General features: G+C 68.4%; 18 protein-coding genes. 11 read left to right on the top strand and 7 right to left on the bottom strand.

Annotation, left to right across the window (positions count from 1 at the left end):
- Window positions 1-9 precede the first annotated feature (9 nt).
- Window positions 10-1,467, top strand: coding sequence for an RtcB family protein (locus tag M1L36_RS06130; protein WP_250872841.1), 1,458 nt, complete (start codon window positions 10-12; stop codon window positions 1,465-1,467).
- A 22-nt stretch (window positions 1,468-1,489) separates the two neighbouring features.
- Here M1L36_RS06130 and M1L36_RS06125 read toward each other — a convergent pair whose 3' ends face one another.
- The gene (locus M1L36_RS06125; protein ID WP_250872840.1) at window positions 1,490-1,942 is read right to left on the bottom strand and encodes a hypothetical protein; all 453 of its coding nucleotides are present in this window, start codon (window positions 1,940-1,942) and stop codon (window positions 1,490-1,492) included.
- A 278-nt stretch (window positions 1,943-2,220) separates the two neighbouring features.
- Here M1L36_RS06125 and M1L36_RS06120 point away from each other — a divergent pair, with 278 nt between their 5' ends.
- The 7 genes from M1L36_RS06120 (at window position 2,221) to M1L36_RS06090 (ending at window position 7,701) form a co-directional block, all read left to right on the top strand.
- On the top strand, window positions 2,221-2,472 hold the full coding sequence (locus M1L36_RS06120) for a HalOD1 output domain-containing protein (RefSeq protein WP_250872839.1): 252 nt from the start codon (window positions 2,221-2,223) through the stop codon (window positions 2,470-2,472).
- Between the two features lie 513 nt (window positions 2,473-2,985).
- Window positions 2,986-3,897, top strand: a complete 912-nt coding sequence (locus M1L36_RS06115; protein WP_250872838.1) for an extracellular solute-binding protein — start codon at window positions 2,986-2,988, stop codon at window positions 3,895-3,897.
- A complete protein-coding gene (locus M1L36_RS06110) occupies window positions 3,872-4,690 on the top strand; it encodes an ABC transporter permease (RefSeq protein WP_250872837.1) in 819 nt (272 codons plus the stop codon). The genes M1L36_RS06115 and M1L36_RS06110 overlap by 26 nt, the downstream gene beginning before the upstream one ends.
- Window positions 4,691-4,692: 2 nt before the next feature.
- Window positions 4,693-5,748: an ABC transporter ATP-binding protein gene (locus M1L36_RS06105; protein ID WP_369694217.1), complete on the top strand. Its 1,056-nt coding sequence runs from the start codon at window positions 4,693-4,695 to the stop codon at window positions 5,746-5,748.
- 316 nt (window positions 5,749-6,064) lie between these two features.
- On the top strand, window positions 6,065-6,535 hold the full coding sequence (locus tag M1L36_RS06100) for an LURP-one-related/scramblase family protein (RefSeq protein WP_250872835.1): 471 nt from the start codon (window positions 6,065-6,067) through the stop codon (window positions 6,533-6,535).
- Between the two features lie 94 nt (window positions 6,536-6,629).
- Window positions 6,630-7,427, top strand: coding sequence for an alpha/beta fold hydrolase (locus tag M1L36_RS06095; RefSeq protein WP_250872834.1), 798 nt, complete (start codon window positions 6,630-6,632; stop codon window positions 7,425-7,427).
- A gap of 124 nt (window positions 7,428-7,551) precedes the next feature.
- Window positions 7,552-7,701 carry a DUF7563 family protein gene (locus tag M1L36_RS06090; protein WP_250872833.1) on the top strand — a complete coding sequence of 50 codons (150 nt, stop codon included), beginning with the start codon at window positions 7,552-7,554 and terminating at the stop codon, window positions 7,699-7,701.
- 36 nt (window positions 7,702-7,737) lie between these two features.
- Here the strand turns inward: M1L36_RS06090 and M1L36_RS06085 are convergent, their stop codons facing one another.
- Entirely contained in the window at window positions 7,738-8,751 is a 1,014-nt protein-coding gene (locus M1L36_RS06085) for a DUF7972 family membrane protein (protein ID WP_250872832.1), read from the bottom strand.
- Window positions 8,744-8,941: a DUF4177 domain-containing protein gene (locus M1L36_RS06080; protein WP_250872831.1), complete on the bottom strand. Its 198-nt coding sequence runs from the start codon at window positions 8,939-8,941 to the stop codon at window positions 8,744-8,746. The genes M1L36_RS06085 and M1L36_RS06080 overlap by 8 nt, the downstream gene beginning before the upstream one ends.
- Before the next feature lie 177 nt (window positions 8,942-9,118).
- On the opposite strand from M1L36_RS06080, the gene M1L36_RS06075 reads away from it, so the two are divergent.
- Window positions 9,119-9,514, top strand: a complete 396-nt coding sequence (locus M1L36_RS06075; RefSeq protein WP_250872830.1) for a hypothetical protein — start codon at window positions 9,119-9,121, stop codon at window positions 9,512-9,514.
- 210 nt (window positions 9,515-9,724) lie between these two features.
- On the opposite strand, the gene M1L36_RS06070 is transcribed toward M1L36_RS06075, so the two are convergent.
- Complete coding sequence (locus M1L36_RS06070) at window positions 9,725-10,069, bottom strand: four-helix bundle copper-binding protein (protein WP_250872829.1); 345 nt, start codon at window positions 10,067-10,069, stop codon at window positions 9,725-9,727.
- A 358-nt stretch (window positions 10,070-10,427) separates the two neighbouring features.
- Between M1L36_RS06070 and M1L36_RS06065 the strand changes: the two genes are divergently transcribed.
- The gene (locus tag M1L36_RS06065; RefSeq protein WP_379819672.1) at window positions 10,428-11,201 is read left to right on the top strand and encodes a DUF4396 domain-containing protein; all 774 of its coding nucleotides are present in this window, start codon (window positions 10,428-10,430) and stop codon (window positions 11,199-11,201) included.
- Window positions 11,202-11,207: 6 nt separating this feature from the next.
- Window positions 11,208-11,801 (top strand): Lrp/AsnC family transcriptional regulator, encoded by a 594-nt coding sequence (locus tag M1L36_RS06060; protein ID WP_250872827.1) that lies wholly within the window; start codon window positions 11,208-11,210, stop codon window positions 11,799-11,801.
- Window positions 11,802-11,824: 23 nt separating this feature from the next.
- Here the strand turns inward: M1L36_RS06060 and M1L36_RS06055 are convergent, their stop codons facing one another.
- The 3 genes from M1L36_RS06055 to M1L36_RS06050 form a co-directional block, all read right to left on the bottom strand.
- The gene (locus M1L36_RS06055) at window positions 11,825-12,586 is read right to left on the bottom strand and encodes a DUF8832 domain-containing protein (RefSeq protein WP_250872826.1); all 762 of its coding nucleotides are present in this window, start codon (window positions 12,584-12,586) and stop codon (window positions 11,825-11,827) included.
- A gap of 83 nt (window positions 12,587-12,669) precedes the next feature.
- On the bottom strand, window positions 12,670-12,795 hold the full coding sequence (locus tag M1L36_RS21330; protein WP_305794364.1) for a DUF7967 family protein: 126 nt from the start codon (window positions 12,793-12,795) through the stop codon (window positions 12,670-12,672).
- A complete protein-coding gene (locus M1L36_RS06050) occupies window positions 12,792-14,903 on the bottom strand; it encodes a heavy metal translocating P-type ATPase (protein ID WP_250872825.1) in 2,112 nt (703 codons plus the stop codon). The genes M1L36_RS21330 and M1L36_RS06050 overlap by 4 nt, the downstream gene beginning before the upstream one ends.
- Window positions 14,904-15,009 lie beyond the last annotated feature (106 nt).

The raw sequence follows: 15,009 nt of genomic DNA, 5'->3' as shown, positions 1-15,009 counted from the left end.
CGCCAATCCATGGTCATCGAGCTCTCCGGGGAGTACACCGACGCTCGCGTGCTGGTCGACGACGAGTCGCTCGTCGAGGAGAGCGCGCTCGACCAGGTCCGCGAACTCATCGACCACCCGGCGTTCACCGAACCGGTCCGGGTGATGCCCGACACCCACTGGGGGGCGGGCGCACCCATCGGGTTCTCGATGCCGCTGTCGGACCGTATCGTCCCGAACATCGTCGGCGTCGACGTCGGCTGTGGCATGACGGCCACCAGGCTCGGCGACACGCTCCCGCTGGCGGACGCCGAGCGCGAGCGTGCGGTCCGCGACGTCGTCCCGATGGGTCGGAACACCCACGACTACGACGACTCGGTCCACCTCGTCGAGCAGTTCCCGTTCGAGCGCGCCAACGAGGTGTTCGCGTCGTTCGACGCCGCCTACGAGGAGCGCTTCGGTCGCCCCGTCGCCCCGCTGGAGTTCGAGTTCGACGGCTACGACGGCGACTACTTCGAGTCGCTCTGTGCGCGCGTCCTCGCCGGACGCAACCCGGGGATGGGCCACATCATCCAGTCGGCGGGCACCCTCGGCGGCGGCAACCACTTCGTCGAGTTCGCACGCGGCCGCGAGTCGGGCGACTACTGGCTGGTCGTCCACAGCGGGTCGCGCTACCTCGGTCTCGCGACCGCACAGTTCTGGCAGGAGCGTGCCAGCGAACGGCGCAACACGCAGGCCATCAGGGACGCCGTCCCCGAGGAGTACGCCGAGTACCTTCGATTCGACCCCGAGACGGTCTCCGACGAGGACCTCTACGCGTGGGTCACCGGCGGGATGGGCGAGTCCCACATCGACAAGGAGCGTCTGCGCGCCGAACTGGACGGGAAGGCCATCGAACACGCCTTCGACGCGCTGGGAGACCTCGCGCCGACGAGCGACGGTAGCGAGGAGCGAAACACCGACCTCGACTGGCTGGCCGGCCGAGAGGCCCACGGCTACTACGTCGACATGCTGTTCGCCCAGCAGTACGCCCGCTGGAACCGCGAGTTGATGAGCGAGAACGTCTGCGAGGCGCTCGGCGTCGACCCGGTCGAACGCTTCGGCTCGATTCACAACTACATCGACTTCAGGGACCTGACCGTCCGGAAGGGCGCGACGCCCGCCCGCGATGGCCAGCGCCTCGTCGTCCCGTTCAACATGGCCGACGGGTCGGTCATCGCCCGCGGGAAGGGGAACGACGAGTGGAACGACACGGCCCCCCACGGCGCGGGTCGGACGATGAGCCGTCGGCAGGCCCACCGCGAGGGGTCGCTGGAGGAGTTCGCGGCCGCGATGGACGGCGTCTACTCGGAGTCGGTCGTCGAGTCGGTGCTCGACGAAGCGCCGATGGCGTACAAACCCGCCGACGCCATCGCCGACGCCATCGAACCGACGGCGACCATCGAGGAGTGGCTAGACGTCGTCCACAACCTGAAGGCGACCGAGTAGGTGGGGTCGGTACGCCGCCGGGTTACACCGACTCCTCGACCGTCACCGACTCGACGGTCACCTCGTCGGTCGTGTCGTGGCCCGGCGACTCGTGGTCCAACTCGGGGTGTCGACCGGCGTCGTAGCCAGCGACGGTCGGCGTCTGCCACTCCGAGCCGTGGCGCTCCATGCGGATGCGCCAGCCCTCGACGGTGCCATCCTCGTCGACCCCCTCGGCGTCGTGGTAGCCGGTGATGGTCGTGCGCACGTCGTGGGTCGACGCGGGGTTCCGCACCGACTCGGGGTCGTGGACGGACCTGACGGTGAACGTCGCGTCGGTGTGGGTCGTCCCGTCGTACTCGATGGTCTCACCGAACGTGACCCGGAGGCGGTCGCCCTCCTCGACGCCGAGCAGTGTCTCACGCAGGTCGTGACCATCTCGTTCGTCGCTCGCTCGTCTCGATTCGTCCATGCCGTCCGTAGTCGCGGCGGTCACCTAAGCGACCACGCTGCCCGTGCGGGGTGGGGCGGTGACCGGGCAGGCGACGGGGCCGCCCGGCCACGTCCGCGACGCTACTCCGTCCCGGACCGTCAGTCGACGTTGACTCTCCGGAACTGTCGATTTTCGTCCGTCAGCGAAGGAGAATGGCCGAACATTCGGTAATCGTCCTACCCTCGTGAACTATATCGAGAATATTTACGGCATTCGTACGGAATCGAAGACAGGTGGCCGTGGAAGCTAAGGATGTCTGGGTCTCCTCTCGGGACACACCAATGTTGGATAGCGACGATATCGCCGTCAGTACGCGCGTGGTCGCGGCCGTCGCGGCGACGAAGGACGTCGATCCGCTCTCGCTCACGCCGCCGCTCGCAGACGAACTCGACCCCGACGCGCTCGATAGACTCGTCGAGGCGGACGCGCCGTTGCGCATCACCTTCGCCGCGTGGGGGTGTCGTGTCACCATCGACGACGGGACGGTGTCGGCCGTCGAGTGCCCGTCGCTCGTGACGGTCCCGGCGGGTTGAGGGGCGTCGGTAGTTACTTCAGGTCGGCGAGAGTTGCAGTGACTGGTTCGTCGGTGCACGAAGTACGTCGACACGACGAACGCACTGACGCCGTTCTGTCAGTACGTCGGGCCGCCCGACGCTCGGCTGGGCACGTCGGAATGTCGACCGAACGCCGTGGGCGAAGGGCTTCACGCGGTACACCGTCCACGGTGCAGAGCAACCCGCTCGCGGTGTCCCAGCGACGACTGCCGCCCGCTCGGCCGTCGCCTCGGCCGGCGGGCCCACTCGTCGGCGACGCTCTCGACGAACGACGAGCACCGAAAAAGCCCCAGAGGGGCTTCGGGCTTCACGTAGGGGCGATACCGCCCCGGCGATGTGCAGGAGTACGTCGTATTGAAGCTACCGCGTTCGCCCCGCTTCGGATGTCACTCGTTCTCACTCTCGGAGCCGACCGCTCGCCGAACGCCCCTACCGGAGTAACCACGGACGGTTGAGACACGCTTATCGTTCAACCACTACGAGTTACGTGGTATGACGGCCGACTCGCGGGTCGACCGGCGGACCGTCCTGGCGGGACTCGCCGGGACGCTCGGTGGTCTCGGGGGGTGTTCTGGCGTCCTCGGTCGCGGCGGGGGGTCGCGAGTCGTCTCGCTGCTCGCCGCCGGCAGTCTGAACAACGCCCTCGAGAACGGCCTCCGCCCGAGCGTGGACGCGCCGCTCGCCGTCGAGGCGCGCGGGTCGGCGGAGGCCGCCCGTCTCGTCGCGGCGGGGCAGAAGACCCCCGACGTCGTCTCGCTGGCCGACGTGGCGTTGTTCGACGTCGTCGACGCGCCGTGGTACGCCGAGTTCGCGACCAACTCGCTGGTCGTCGCGTACAACCCCGACACCGAGGGCGGGCGGCGCGTCGCCGCCGCCGGCGTCGAGGGCTGGCACCGGACGCTCCTGCGGGACGACGTCGCCCTCGGGCGGACGGACCCCGACCTCGACCCGCTCGGCTACCGGACGCTGTTCCTGTTCGAGTTGGCGAACGCGTACTACGACACCGACGTCGACCTCCGGGCGGCCGTCCCACGGGACGACCAACTGTACCCCGAGACGCAGCTGCTCGCCCAGTTCGAGACGGGCGGTATCGACGCGGCGGTCACCTACCGGAACATGGCGGTCGAACGCGGCTACGACTTCGTCGACCTCCCGCCCGACGTCGACCTGGGCGACCCCGCGTTCGCCGAGCGGTACGCGACGGCGACGTACGAGTTGCCCGACGGCACCGTCGTGTCCGGCGGCGTCGTGAGCTACGGGTCGACGGTCCGGCGACGCTCGCCGGCGGTCGACGACGTGTTCCGCGCCCACGTCACGGGTCGCTATCTGACCGAGTTCGGGTTCGTGGTGCCCGCCGACTACCCACGCTACACCGGAGATGCACCCGACGCGCTCACGGTCTGAGTCCACCGGACGACGCGCGGGCGTCGACTGGCTCTCGGTGTCGTTCCTGCTCGGTGCGCTGCTGTGCTGTTACTACCTCCTCCCGGTGGTCGCGCTCGTCGTCGCCCAACCGCCGGGCGTCGTCCTCGCCCGCCTGGGCGACCCGACGGTGGTGTCGGCGGCCGCCACGTCGCTGGTCGCGGCGCTCGCGAGTGCGACGCTCGCTGCAGTGTTCGGCCTCCCGCTGGCGTACTGGCTGGCACGGGCGGAGGGGCGGGCGCGGACGCTCGTCACCGCGCTCGTCGTGTTGCCGCTCGTGCTCCCGCCCATCGTCAGCGGGATGGTCCTGCTGACCGTCGTCGGGCCGACCACGCTCCTGGGGAGTCTCGCCGCGGCGAACGGCGTCCCGTTGACGCGCTCGCTGGCGGGCGTCGTCCTCGCTCAGACGTTCGTCGCCTCGCCGTTCGTCGTCGTCACCGCGACGGCGGCGTTCGAGGGCGTCGACCCGCGACTGGAGGCCGCCTCGCGCTCGCTCGGGAAGCGTCGCCTGACGACGGTCCGTCGGGTGACGCTGCCGCTGGCGTGGCCGGGCGTCCTCGCGGGTGTCACGCTGGCGTTCGCCCGCTCGATGGGCGAGTTCGGCGCGACGGTGATGCTCGCGTACTACCCGCGGACGATGCCGGTCCAGATCTGGGTGTCGTTCACCACGCTCGGCCTGGACGCGGCGTTCCCGGTCGCCGTCGTGCTCGTCGGTGTCGCCGTCGTCACGCTCGTCGTCCTCGACCGCCTCGGCACGACCCCGTGGGGTCGCTGAGCGTGCTGGAACTCGCCGGCCTCGCCAAGCGCTACGCCGGGTTCGAGTTCGGCCCCGTCGACCTCGCGGTCGGCGAGGAGGTGCTGTGCGTACTCGGCCCCTCCGGCAGCGGGAAGACGACGCTGCTCTCGTTGGTCGCCGGTCTCGTCACCGCCGACGCGGGGAGCGTCTCGCTCGACGGTCGGTCGCTCGACGGCCTCCCGCCCGAGCGTCGGAACGCGGGTGTCGTGTTCCAGGACGGCGCGCTGTTCCCACACCTGACCGCCCGAGAGAACGTCGCGTACGCCGCGACCGACGAGGGTCGCGTCGCGGACCTCGCCGCGTTGCTCGAACTCGACGACGTTCTCGACCGACGGCCAGCGACGCTCTCGGGCGGTGAACGTCAGCGGGTCGCGCTCGCCCGGACGCTCGCGGCCGACCCGGACGTGCTGTTGCTCGACGAACCGCTGTCGAGTCTCGACGCGCCCATCCGTCGACGACTGCGCGAGGACCTCCACGACCTGTTCGCCGCGCTCGCCGTCCCCGTCGTCTACGTCACCCACGACCAGCGGACGGCGACGGCGCTGGGCGACCGCCTCGCCGTGTTGCGCGAGGGCCGTCTCGAACAGGTCGACACGCCACGGTCGGTGCTCGAACGCCCCGCGACGCGGTTCGTCGCGGAGTTCACCGGCTGTGAGAACGTCTACGAGGTGCCGGTCGTCGGGAGTGGCGAGGGGGTGGTTCGTGTCCGCCTCGGCGACGCGACGCTCCGTGTGCGCTCTGCGACGGCGAAGCCGACTTCGGGAGCGACCGTCACGGCCTGCGTCCACCCCTCACGCGTCCGATTGGACGGCGCGGTGGGTGCCCTCGACGGCCCGAGTGCGCCCGACCAGTCGTTCCCCGGGACGGTCCGTCGCTGGCTGGACGAAGGGGACCAGTACCGCGTGGTCGTCGCCCTCGACGCCGGCGTCGACCTCGCGGCGACCGTCTCCCCGGCGACGGCCGACCGGCTCGCGTCGCTGGACGGGGCCGCCGTCAGCGTCGCGATACCGCCGGATGCTGTCCACGTCCTGTCGTAGTCCCGCTCGGCTCTCCGCGAGGGTCACGATTCGTTCGGCGAGCGTCCCGGAACACCCCTCGAACGGCTGGCCCGTCGCGGCCCGAGGGACGGAGCCTCCCCTCCGTCGGACTCTCCGGGGTTCGCGAGCGACCTGTCTGCGTGGCTACAGGGTTATGCTGGTGCTGGCGCTACCGTCGGCTATGGCTCCGAAAGGGCGGAGAGAACGACGACGAGCCAGGCGTGAGGCGCGGCGCGCAGCACGACGTGGCGAAGAATCGAGCGACGACCAGCACGGGGAGCGACCGGGCGACACCCCCGGATGGGAGCGCTTCGTGATGACACAGAAGCTCGTCGCCGTCGGTGACGACTACACGGTCGAGACCGCGGCGGGCGACCCGGCGTTCGAGGTCGACGGGAAGGCGTTACGGGTCCGCGAGACGCTGCGGATGATCGACCTCCGGACCGGCGACGAGTACAAACTGCAGGAGAAGTTGGCCCGCGTCAGAGACACGATGACTATCGAGAAGAACGGCGAGCGAGCGGCGACGGTGAAGAAGGCGCTCGTCGCCCCGTTGCGCGACCGGTTCACCGTCTCCATCGACGGGATGGACGACCTCCGCGTGCAGGGGAACGTCTTCGACCACGAGTACGAACTGTTCCGCGACGGCGAGCGCGTCGCGGGGGTCTCGAAGGCGTGGTTCAGGTACCGCGACACGTACGGTATCGAAGTCGCCACGGGGATGGACGCGGGTCTCGTCGTCGCCTGCGCCGTCGTCCTCGACATGATGGTGCAGCCAGAGCGGTAGCCAGACGGCCGACCGCGCTCGCTCCCCGACGGTCTGGTGGTCGGGTGTGCGAAACCGTGACGTTCGCCTGTCGCCTCCGGTCGGTCGAGAGACCATGGAGACCGTCACGTCGGCCGACGGAACGACCATCGCGTACGAGCGAACGGGGCGTGGTCCGCCGCTCGTCCTCGTCCACGGGTCCGCCGGCGACCACACTCGCTGGGAACTGTTCGGCGTGCGAGAGCGCCTCGCCGAGGAACACACGGTGTACGCCGTCGACAGACGCGGACGCGGCGAGAGCGGCGACGCGCCCGAGTACGCCATCGAACGGGAGTTCGAGGACGTGGCCGCGGTGGTCGACGCCATCGACGAACCAGCCGCGGTGCTCGGTCACTCCTACGGCGCGACCTGTGCGATGGAGGCGGCCCTCCGGACCGACGCCGTCGACCGACTCGTCCTCTACGAACCGGACCTCGTCGTCGACGACCTGCTCGACGACCTCGAATCGCGGGGCGTGCTCGCCGACCTGAAAACCCGTCTCGACGCGGGCGACGACGAGGGCGCGCTCGTGCGCTTCCTGGCGGACGTCGCCGAACTCGACCCCGCGGAGGTCGACGCGCTCCGAGCGGCTCCGAACTGGCCCGACCGCGTTGCGGCGGCCCACACCCTCTACCGCGAGACGGTCGCACCGCGCGAGTACACGTTCGACCCGACCCGATTCGAGAGCCTGACCACACCCACCCTGCTGTTGACCGGAAGCGAGAGTCCCGCGTACCTGCGGGCGTCGACCGACCTCGCCCGCGACAGCCTCCCGAACTGTCGCGTCGTCGTCTTCGAGGGCCACGGCCACGTCGCGATGAACACCGCACCGGAGCGGTTCGTCGAGGCGGTGCTCACCTTCTGTCGCGAGTGAGGGGGCGACGCACCCTCCGAGCACCGCTCGGCCGCCGTCGCTCGTCGCCAACGAGTGTGGGTGTCGGCAAGGCCCGCAGCGAGCCCCAGACGTATGCGTCGCCGGGGTGAGGACACGAACGGATATGCCCACCTGTGACCACTGCGACGCGCACATCTCCGAACAGTTTCGGGCGGTGTTCGCCGACGAACGCGGCGAGGTTCTGGCGTGTCCGAACTGTTCGGCGAACTCCGGAATCGCCGACGAGTCGCGCCGCCGGTCCGGGTCCGGGTGACCCGGCCCGCCGCGGCGTTCTCTCCGTCCCCGAGCGTCAGCTCAGGATGAGCGGGCCGACGGTGAGCGTCTGTCTCGCGAGCGTCGCCAGCCGGAGGATGTAGGCGGTGAACACGAGAAACGGCGTCACCGAGAGCGCGAACGCGGCGCTGACGACCCACAGCGTCGTCTCCAGACCGAGTATCGTCCCGCCGAACGTGGTGGCGTCGACGAACACGACCATCCCGCCGGCGACGATGAGCGCCGGAATCGAGGCGTAGAGGATGGCCCGCGACAGTTTGACGAGCGCCCACTGGATGTACAGCACCTTGATGTACTCGCGGACGGGGCCGAACATCGTCACCGCCTCCAGCATCTCTCGGAACGCCGTTCGCTGGGGCTCGGTGAGTTCGGTCTCGTACGCCTCACCCAGCCGTCTGATGTCGTGCATCTTCCGGGCGTAGTTGAAGTCGAGGGCGGGCGAGACGACGGCGAACGACCCGAAGTCAGCGTCGTCGAGTTCGCCGTAGGCGGTGTCGGCGTTCTCCTTCAGGTCGTCGACGTAGGCGTCGACTCGCGCCCGGAGGTCGTCGTCGTCGGTCTCGCCGACGACCTCCCGGAGTACGTCCGCGCGCTGCTCGCAGGTCTCGATGAGCTTCCGGAGGAAGACGGCGGGGTTCGCGGGCGTCACGTCGCCGAACAGCTCGTCGGTGTTCTGATAGAAGTCCATCGTCGTGTCCATTCGGCTGCGCTGGGTGCCGAGCGACCCGATCTCCTGGGAGAGCACGAGCTGGTTGATGGAGACCACGAGCGTCGTCGAGGTGATGATGGCTCCGACCAGCCCCGAGAACACCGTCTCGACCATGTCGCTGGTCGTCATCATCTCCCGGAGCAAGACGGGTTTGGCGACACCGAACAGCATGAACGACGCGAACACGACGAGCGCGAGGGCGGCGACGAGCACCCACCGGTTGAGGCTGAGCAGCACCCAGAACAGGTAGGTGTTCACGTCCGTCCGTTCGCGAAGCCGGTCGGCCGTCGAGAGGTCGGTCTCCTTGTCCGACTCACTCATCGTACACCGGTCGTTTGAGGACCAGTAGCTTCGTCCCGCCCTTGTCGTAGTCGATGGTCGCGGTCAGCTCCCAGCCCTCCGCGCCGAGGCCGTTGAGGCGGTCGGTCGGGTCGATGGTCTCGCGCTTGGTCAACCCCTTCGGCGGTTCGATGGTCATGTACTCCCAGTTCGGTCGGCGCGGCGCGTCCATACGCCTCCCAACAGAACACGGCCCATTAAACGACGGCGTTGCGAGCACCCGCGCTCGCCGTCGGCGACGCCGCCGTTCTCTCCGCTCGTCCGTCCGAGCGGCCGCCCCGCACGAGCGTCCCGGAGACCGACGCGTGCAGGGTGAACGGTTTTTCACGTCGCCCCGGAAGGGGGCGGTATGCACACCGACCGGTTCGGTCGCCTCCTCCTCGCGGTCGCGGTGACCCTGGCGCTCCCGCTCGGGGGGTGTCTCACGCTCGACCCCTCCGTCGACGCCGCCGTCGCCGACTCGACGGTGTTCGACGACATCGCGGCGACCGAGTCCTGGTCGGGGTCGGGCGTCCGCGTCGTCGCCACGCTCGCGTCGACGCCCAACGCCAGCGAGGTGACGACCGTCTCGGTCGTCCGCGCGAACGGCGACCCGTACCACACGACCCAGCTCGAACCGGGCCAGTCCCGGGTCGTCTTATCGCTACCCGCCCACGAACGCGTCACCCTCGTCGCCATCAACAGCGTCAACTCGACGACCGTCGAGAGGCTGAACGTCACCACCGGCGGCGACCGGGTCGTGTGAGCGGCCTCCCCAGTACGGCTCTCGACGGTACGTGGTTCGCGGCCTCGTCGTTGCTGGAGACCACACCCGGGCGCGACCGACGAGCCCGATTCACACGAAGAGTTCACGCTCGGTGAGTTCACGCTCGGCGCTCCGTACGACTACGCGTGGACTGCTCGTCAGCGCGCGCCCGGCGTCTCCCGTCCGGGTCCGCTGTGGGTCGGCCCTCGCTCAGGCCATCATCGTCCGACAGCTCTCGGCGCACTCCCGGAGGACCTCGGCACAGGTCTGGCAGTGGTCGGCGTCGTGCTGCTCGCACTCGTCGGCGCAGGCATCACACGCGTCCGCACAGGCTTCTGCGATACCGTGGTCGTAGTCGGACTGCCGGAGGCACGTCCGAGCGCAGAGCGCGGCGATGTCCGCGACGTCCCGACAGAGCCGGACGCACTCGGCCATCTCCTCGCCGTGACCGGCGCACTCGTCGGCACACCACTCACAGGCTTGGACGGCCTCGAAGCAGTCGTCGATGCAGTTCTGGGCGTTCTCGTCGAGGTGACTGAGGTCTTGCAGTACCATCGCGTCTCGATAGACGGGTGGCTGTTTCAAGCGATTTTTCGCTAACAGTTCGACCCCCTCTGTGCCGGCACTACGTTGATACGGTTCGACCAGACCGCCGGTCCTGGGGTCGCTCGCCGACTGTCGACCGACCCTCCCACCGATCGCCGGTTTACGAATCGAAAGTGACCGGCGGTCGGACTCGGCCTTCGCAAAAGCAGCGTTCGCGTGGTCGCTGGTTAGCAGGCGTCCACCGTGTACAGGAAGGCAGTACAACCTCTCACGAGCCACCTGAGGCCGCGTGCACAGTATCGGACGTACACTTTGGAAGCCGAGGGGCAAACGCGTTAAAACAGGCGCGTGAACAGTGTGGCGAGCAATGGTCGAAGACATCGGCGTGACTGCGACCCCTCTAGCACGGTCGTCTGGAGGACCCAGCGGTCTCACGAGGCAGGTCGAGCACGCGTTGGAGCCTGCCCGAGAGGCGCTCGTGCCCATCCTCTCGGACCCGCTCGTCGTCGGTGTGTGGGCGCTCGTCGTCCTCGCGTGTGTCGGCGTGCTGTGGTGGGACCTCTGGTCGAACAACGAACCGCTCGGGTCGATGATGAAGGGTGTCTGGACGCTCGTCGTCGCCTACTCCGGGCCGTTCGGCCTCGCCGTCTACTGGTACACCGGCCGAACACAGATCGCACACGACTCGTTGTGGCGGCGGGGGTTCCGTTCGACCGCACACTGCTACTCCGGCTGTGGCGCGGGGGAGGTCGTCGGCATCGCGCTCGCGCAGGGCATCCTCGCGCTCACCGTCGGCTGGGTCGCCGCCGTCACGTTCGGCTTCGCGTACCTGTTCGGGTACGCGCTGACCATCGGCCCGTTGATGCAGGACGGTGTCGGGTTCAAAGAGGCGACGTGGGATGCGTTGCTGAGTGAGACGCCGTCCATCACGGTGATGGAGGTGTTCGCCATCGGGACGGACCTGTTGTTGGCGGCCGACGCCCACATGGGTGAGCTACTGTTCTGGTCGGCGCTGGCGTTCTCGCTGTCGATCGGCTTCCTCGTCGCGTGGCCCGTCAACGTCCTCCTCGTCAGGTTCGGTGTGAAAGGAGGGATGAGCAACCCCGCCGAGATGCGCGAGAGTGCATCGACGGCCGATTGAACGTTCATGACACAGTTCGACGACATCGACCGGCAGATTCTCGCGTTCCTGATGGAGGACGCCCGCCGGTCGTTCCGTGACATCGCCGACGAGGTCGGTCGCTCCGCGCCGACGGTCTCGAACCGAGTCGAACGACTCGAAGAACTCGGCGTCATCCGACGGTTCACGGTCGACGTCGACCGCTCGACGCTCGGCACGACGGACGAATCGCTCGTCGTCGCCGAGTGTAGCCCCGCGAGTGCAGCCGAACTCGCCCGCGACCTCTCGAATCACGACGCCGTCGAACACGTCTGCCGTGGTGTCGGTGGGACCGTCGTCGGGACCGTTCAGTCGGGTTCGATAGAACTCGACGAGTTGCTCGGTCCTCTCGCCGAAGAGTACGACGCCGAGTGGTCGGTCGAACCGCTCGCCGAGTCACGGTGGAACCCACGGCTCGGCGTCGAAGGGGCGTTCGGCCTCGTCTGCACCGTCTGTGGGAACACGATTAGCGACGGTGGGGAGACTGTCGAAGTCGACAGTGGCGACAGCCATGCGGTCTGTTGCTCGTCGTGTGCGACCGAAATCTCCGAGCAGTACGAGCGCCTGGCCGAAGGAGAGTGAACGTCACCTGAGAGCCGACGGTCTCACACCTCGACGTCGAACGAGGTCGTGAGGAGGGCGTCGTCCGGTTTCGCCTGCAAGAACAGGCGGTAGTGACCGGGCGTCGGGAACGTGACTGCGAACTCGACGCGCCCCTCGACTTCCGTCTCCGTGGGGTGGACGTGGAGGTACGCGAGGTCACCGTCGCGTACCGCGACGAGGTGTCCCCGAGCGCCGAGATACGGTCGGAGGTCTGGAGTCGTTCCATCCGTTCGGGAGACGGCGAACGAGAGCCGGCTAGAGCGGCCCGCTACGACTTGTTCGCTCTGGAGTTCGACCTCGTACCGAGCGTCAGCGTCCGTCTCCACGGGCGGGAGCGCCGCACCGACGTCGAACGTCCCCGAAGCGAAGAGGTCCAAACCGAGCGTGCTCGCTCGTCCGTCGACGACGACGTCGACGAACGCGCGGTAGACGCCGCCGAGTGGGAGCGTGAACCCGTCACAGTGCCACGTGCCCGTCTCGTCCAGTGTCGGATGGAGATGCTGGAACGCGACGAGGTCGCGACGAACGACGACCAGGTGGCTTCGCCGGCCGTGACTCTCTTCGAACGCCTCGACGGGGTCGCCACGGTCGTCGAGGATACGGAAGGTCCAGTCGACGGGGACGCCCGGTTCGAACGTCCTCCGGTCGGCGACGAACCGGAGTCCGTCGGCCGCGAGCGACAGTCCGGCGACTGCTCCGTGGGTCGTCCCCGACGCTGTCTCGTTCGTGTCCGCTGAACGGCTGTGTGACCTGTGGCGACGCATGCTGTACGAAACGTCACGCGAGTACTTCTCGGAAGTGCCGGGTCGGCGTGACTGACCGAGGAATACGGATGACGACCGGGAACTCACACGTGGTCGCCTGGGTCGTGTCTCTCGGTCATCCGTGCGACCGCGTCGGCGTATCGCCGACGGGTCTCGGTCTCGTCGACCGACGAGAGGTCGTCCGGCGAGCGTTCGCCGTGCCCGTTCACGAAGACAGGTCGACCGTCTTGAGCCGCCGAGCGTTGATAGCGACGACGATGGTCGAGAGCGACATGAACACCGCCCCGATGGCCGGTGAGAGGAGGATGCCGATGGGCGCGAGCAGTCCGGCCGCGAGTGGGAGTGCGACGACGTTGTAGCCCGTCGCCCAGACGAGGTTCTCCTGCATCTTTCGGTAGCTCGCCGCCGAGAGCCGAACGAGCCGAACGACGTCTCTCGGGTCGTTGTCGACGAGGACGATGTCGCCGGACTCGATGGCGACGTCGGTGCCCGAGCCGATGGCGATACCCACGTCGGCTCTGGCGAGTGCCGGTGCGTCGTTCACGCCGTCGCCGACCATCGCGACGAGCTTCCCCTCCGATTGGAGCCGGGCGACCGTCGTGTCCTTCTCGTCCGGGAGGACCTCCGCGAAGTACTGGTCGATACCGAGTTCGACGGCGACCGCACGAGCGACGTCTTCGGAGTCACCTGTCAGCATCGCCACCTCGATGCCCATCGCGTGGAGCGCGTCGATGGCCGCTCGACTCTCCGCACGAACCACGTCCGCGAGTGCGAACGCCGCCACGACCGCCGACTCCTCGCGAACGAGGTAGACGACGGTCTGTGCGTTCGAACCCGCTTCGTCGGCGAACGTCGCGATTGCGGATGGTCGTTCGACGCCGAGTCGTTCGAGGAGGTTCGGACCACCGAGGTGAACTGTCTCGCCACCCTTCGACGCACTCGACGTACCACTCGGCCGCGTCGGTGCCGACGTCGCCTCGGGAGCGACGGTCGCGCGGACGCCGAGTCCGCGGAGGTTCTCGAAGTCGGTGACGGTCGCTGGCTCGACCCCGCGCTCGGTCGCGGCGCTGCGAACCGCCCGAGCGATCATGTGCTCGGAGTCGCCCTCGACACCGGCCGCGACGGCGAGCGCTCGCCGGTCGTTCCACCCGTCGACGGTCGTGACACCGACCACACCCTGTTCGCCCTCGGTCAGCGTTCCGGTCTTGTCGAACATCACGGTATCGAGGTTCCGTGCCTCCTCCATGGCGATGCGGTCGCGAATCAGCATCCCGTTCCGGGCGGCCGTCGAGGTGTTGATGGCGACGACAAGCGGGACGGCGAGGCCCAGCGCGTGGGGGCAGGCGATGACCAGAACCGTCACGACGCGTTCGAGGACGGCGATGTCGAACCCGGTTGCCAGCACCCACGCGATTGCGGTGATGGCGGCCACGGCGAGCGCGACGTAGAACAGCCACCCGGCCGCACGGTCGGCGAGCACCTGTGTCCGAGACCGCGACTGCTGGGCTTCGTCGACGAGTCGCACGATGCCCGCGAGCGCAGTCTCGTCGCCGGTCTTCGTCACTACGACGCGGAGACTGCCGTCCTGATTGACGGTCCCGGCGACCACCTCGTCGCCCGGTTCCTTCCCGACGGACCTGGACTCCCCGGTTATCATCGACTCGTCGACCGACGACGCTCCCTCGACGACCTCGCCGTCTGCTGGCACCGACGCACCCGGCCGAACGAGGACGACGTCGCCCTCGGTGAGGTCGGCGACGGCCACTTCCTCGACGTCGCCACGCTCGGTGATGCGTTCCGCTGTATCGGGCATGAGCTTCGCCAGTTCGTCGAGCGCACCCGACGCCCGACGGACCGAACGCATCTCTATCCAGTGACCCAGCAGCATGACGTCGATGAGCGTCACGAGTTCCCAGAAGAACGGCGTCGTCCCCGGCAGGAACAGACTCGCGATGGAGTAGACGAACGCGACGGTGATGGCCAGCGAGACGAGCATCATCATCCCCGGTTCGCGATTGGCGAGTTCCGTCCGGGCCATCGAGAGGAACGGGACGCCACCGTACGCGAAGACGACCACCGAGAGCACCGGCGTAATCCAGGCGCTTCCGGGGAACGTCGGTGCGGTGTACCCGACCACCTCCTGGACGAACTCGCTGAAGTAGACGACCGGAATCGAGAGGACCAGTGACACCCAGAACCGGCGACGGAACAGCTGTTCGTGGCCGCTGTGGTCGGTGTGAGACCGCTGGCTTCCGTCACTGGAAGCACGTCCGCCGCTCTCCCTTCCGTCGCCCGAACCGTCGTGGTGTGTGTCCATCGTGCTCTCCTGGGTCGTTGTCGGCCGCTGTCAGTTAGGCGGCCACCTCTTATCCGGGTTCCCCCTTCGTTCGTTCTGCTGTGAGCCTCGTCGACTGACGAATCGA

This window comes from Halomarina rubra (assembly GCF_023699475.1).
Lineage (GTDB): Archaea > Halobacteriota > Halobacteria > Halobacteriales > Haloarculaceae > Halomarina > Halomarina rubra.
The sequence above is the reverse complement of the archived record's forward strand: the minus strand, read 5'-3'. Positions and strand labels throughout refer to the sequence as shown.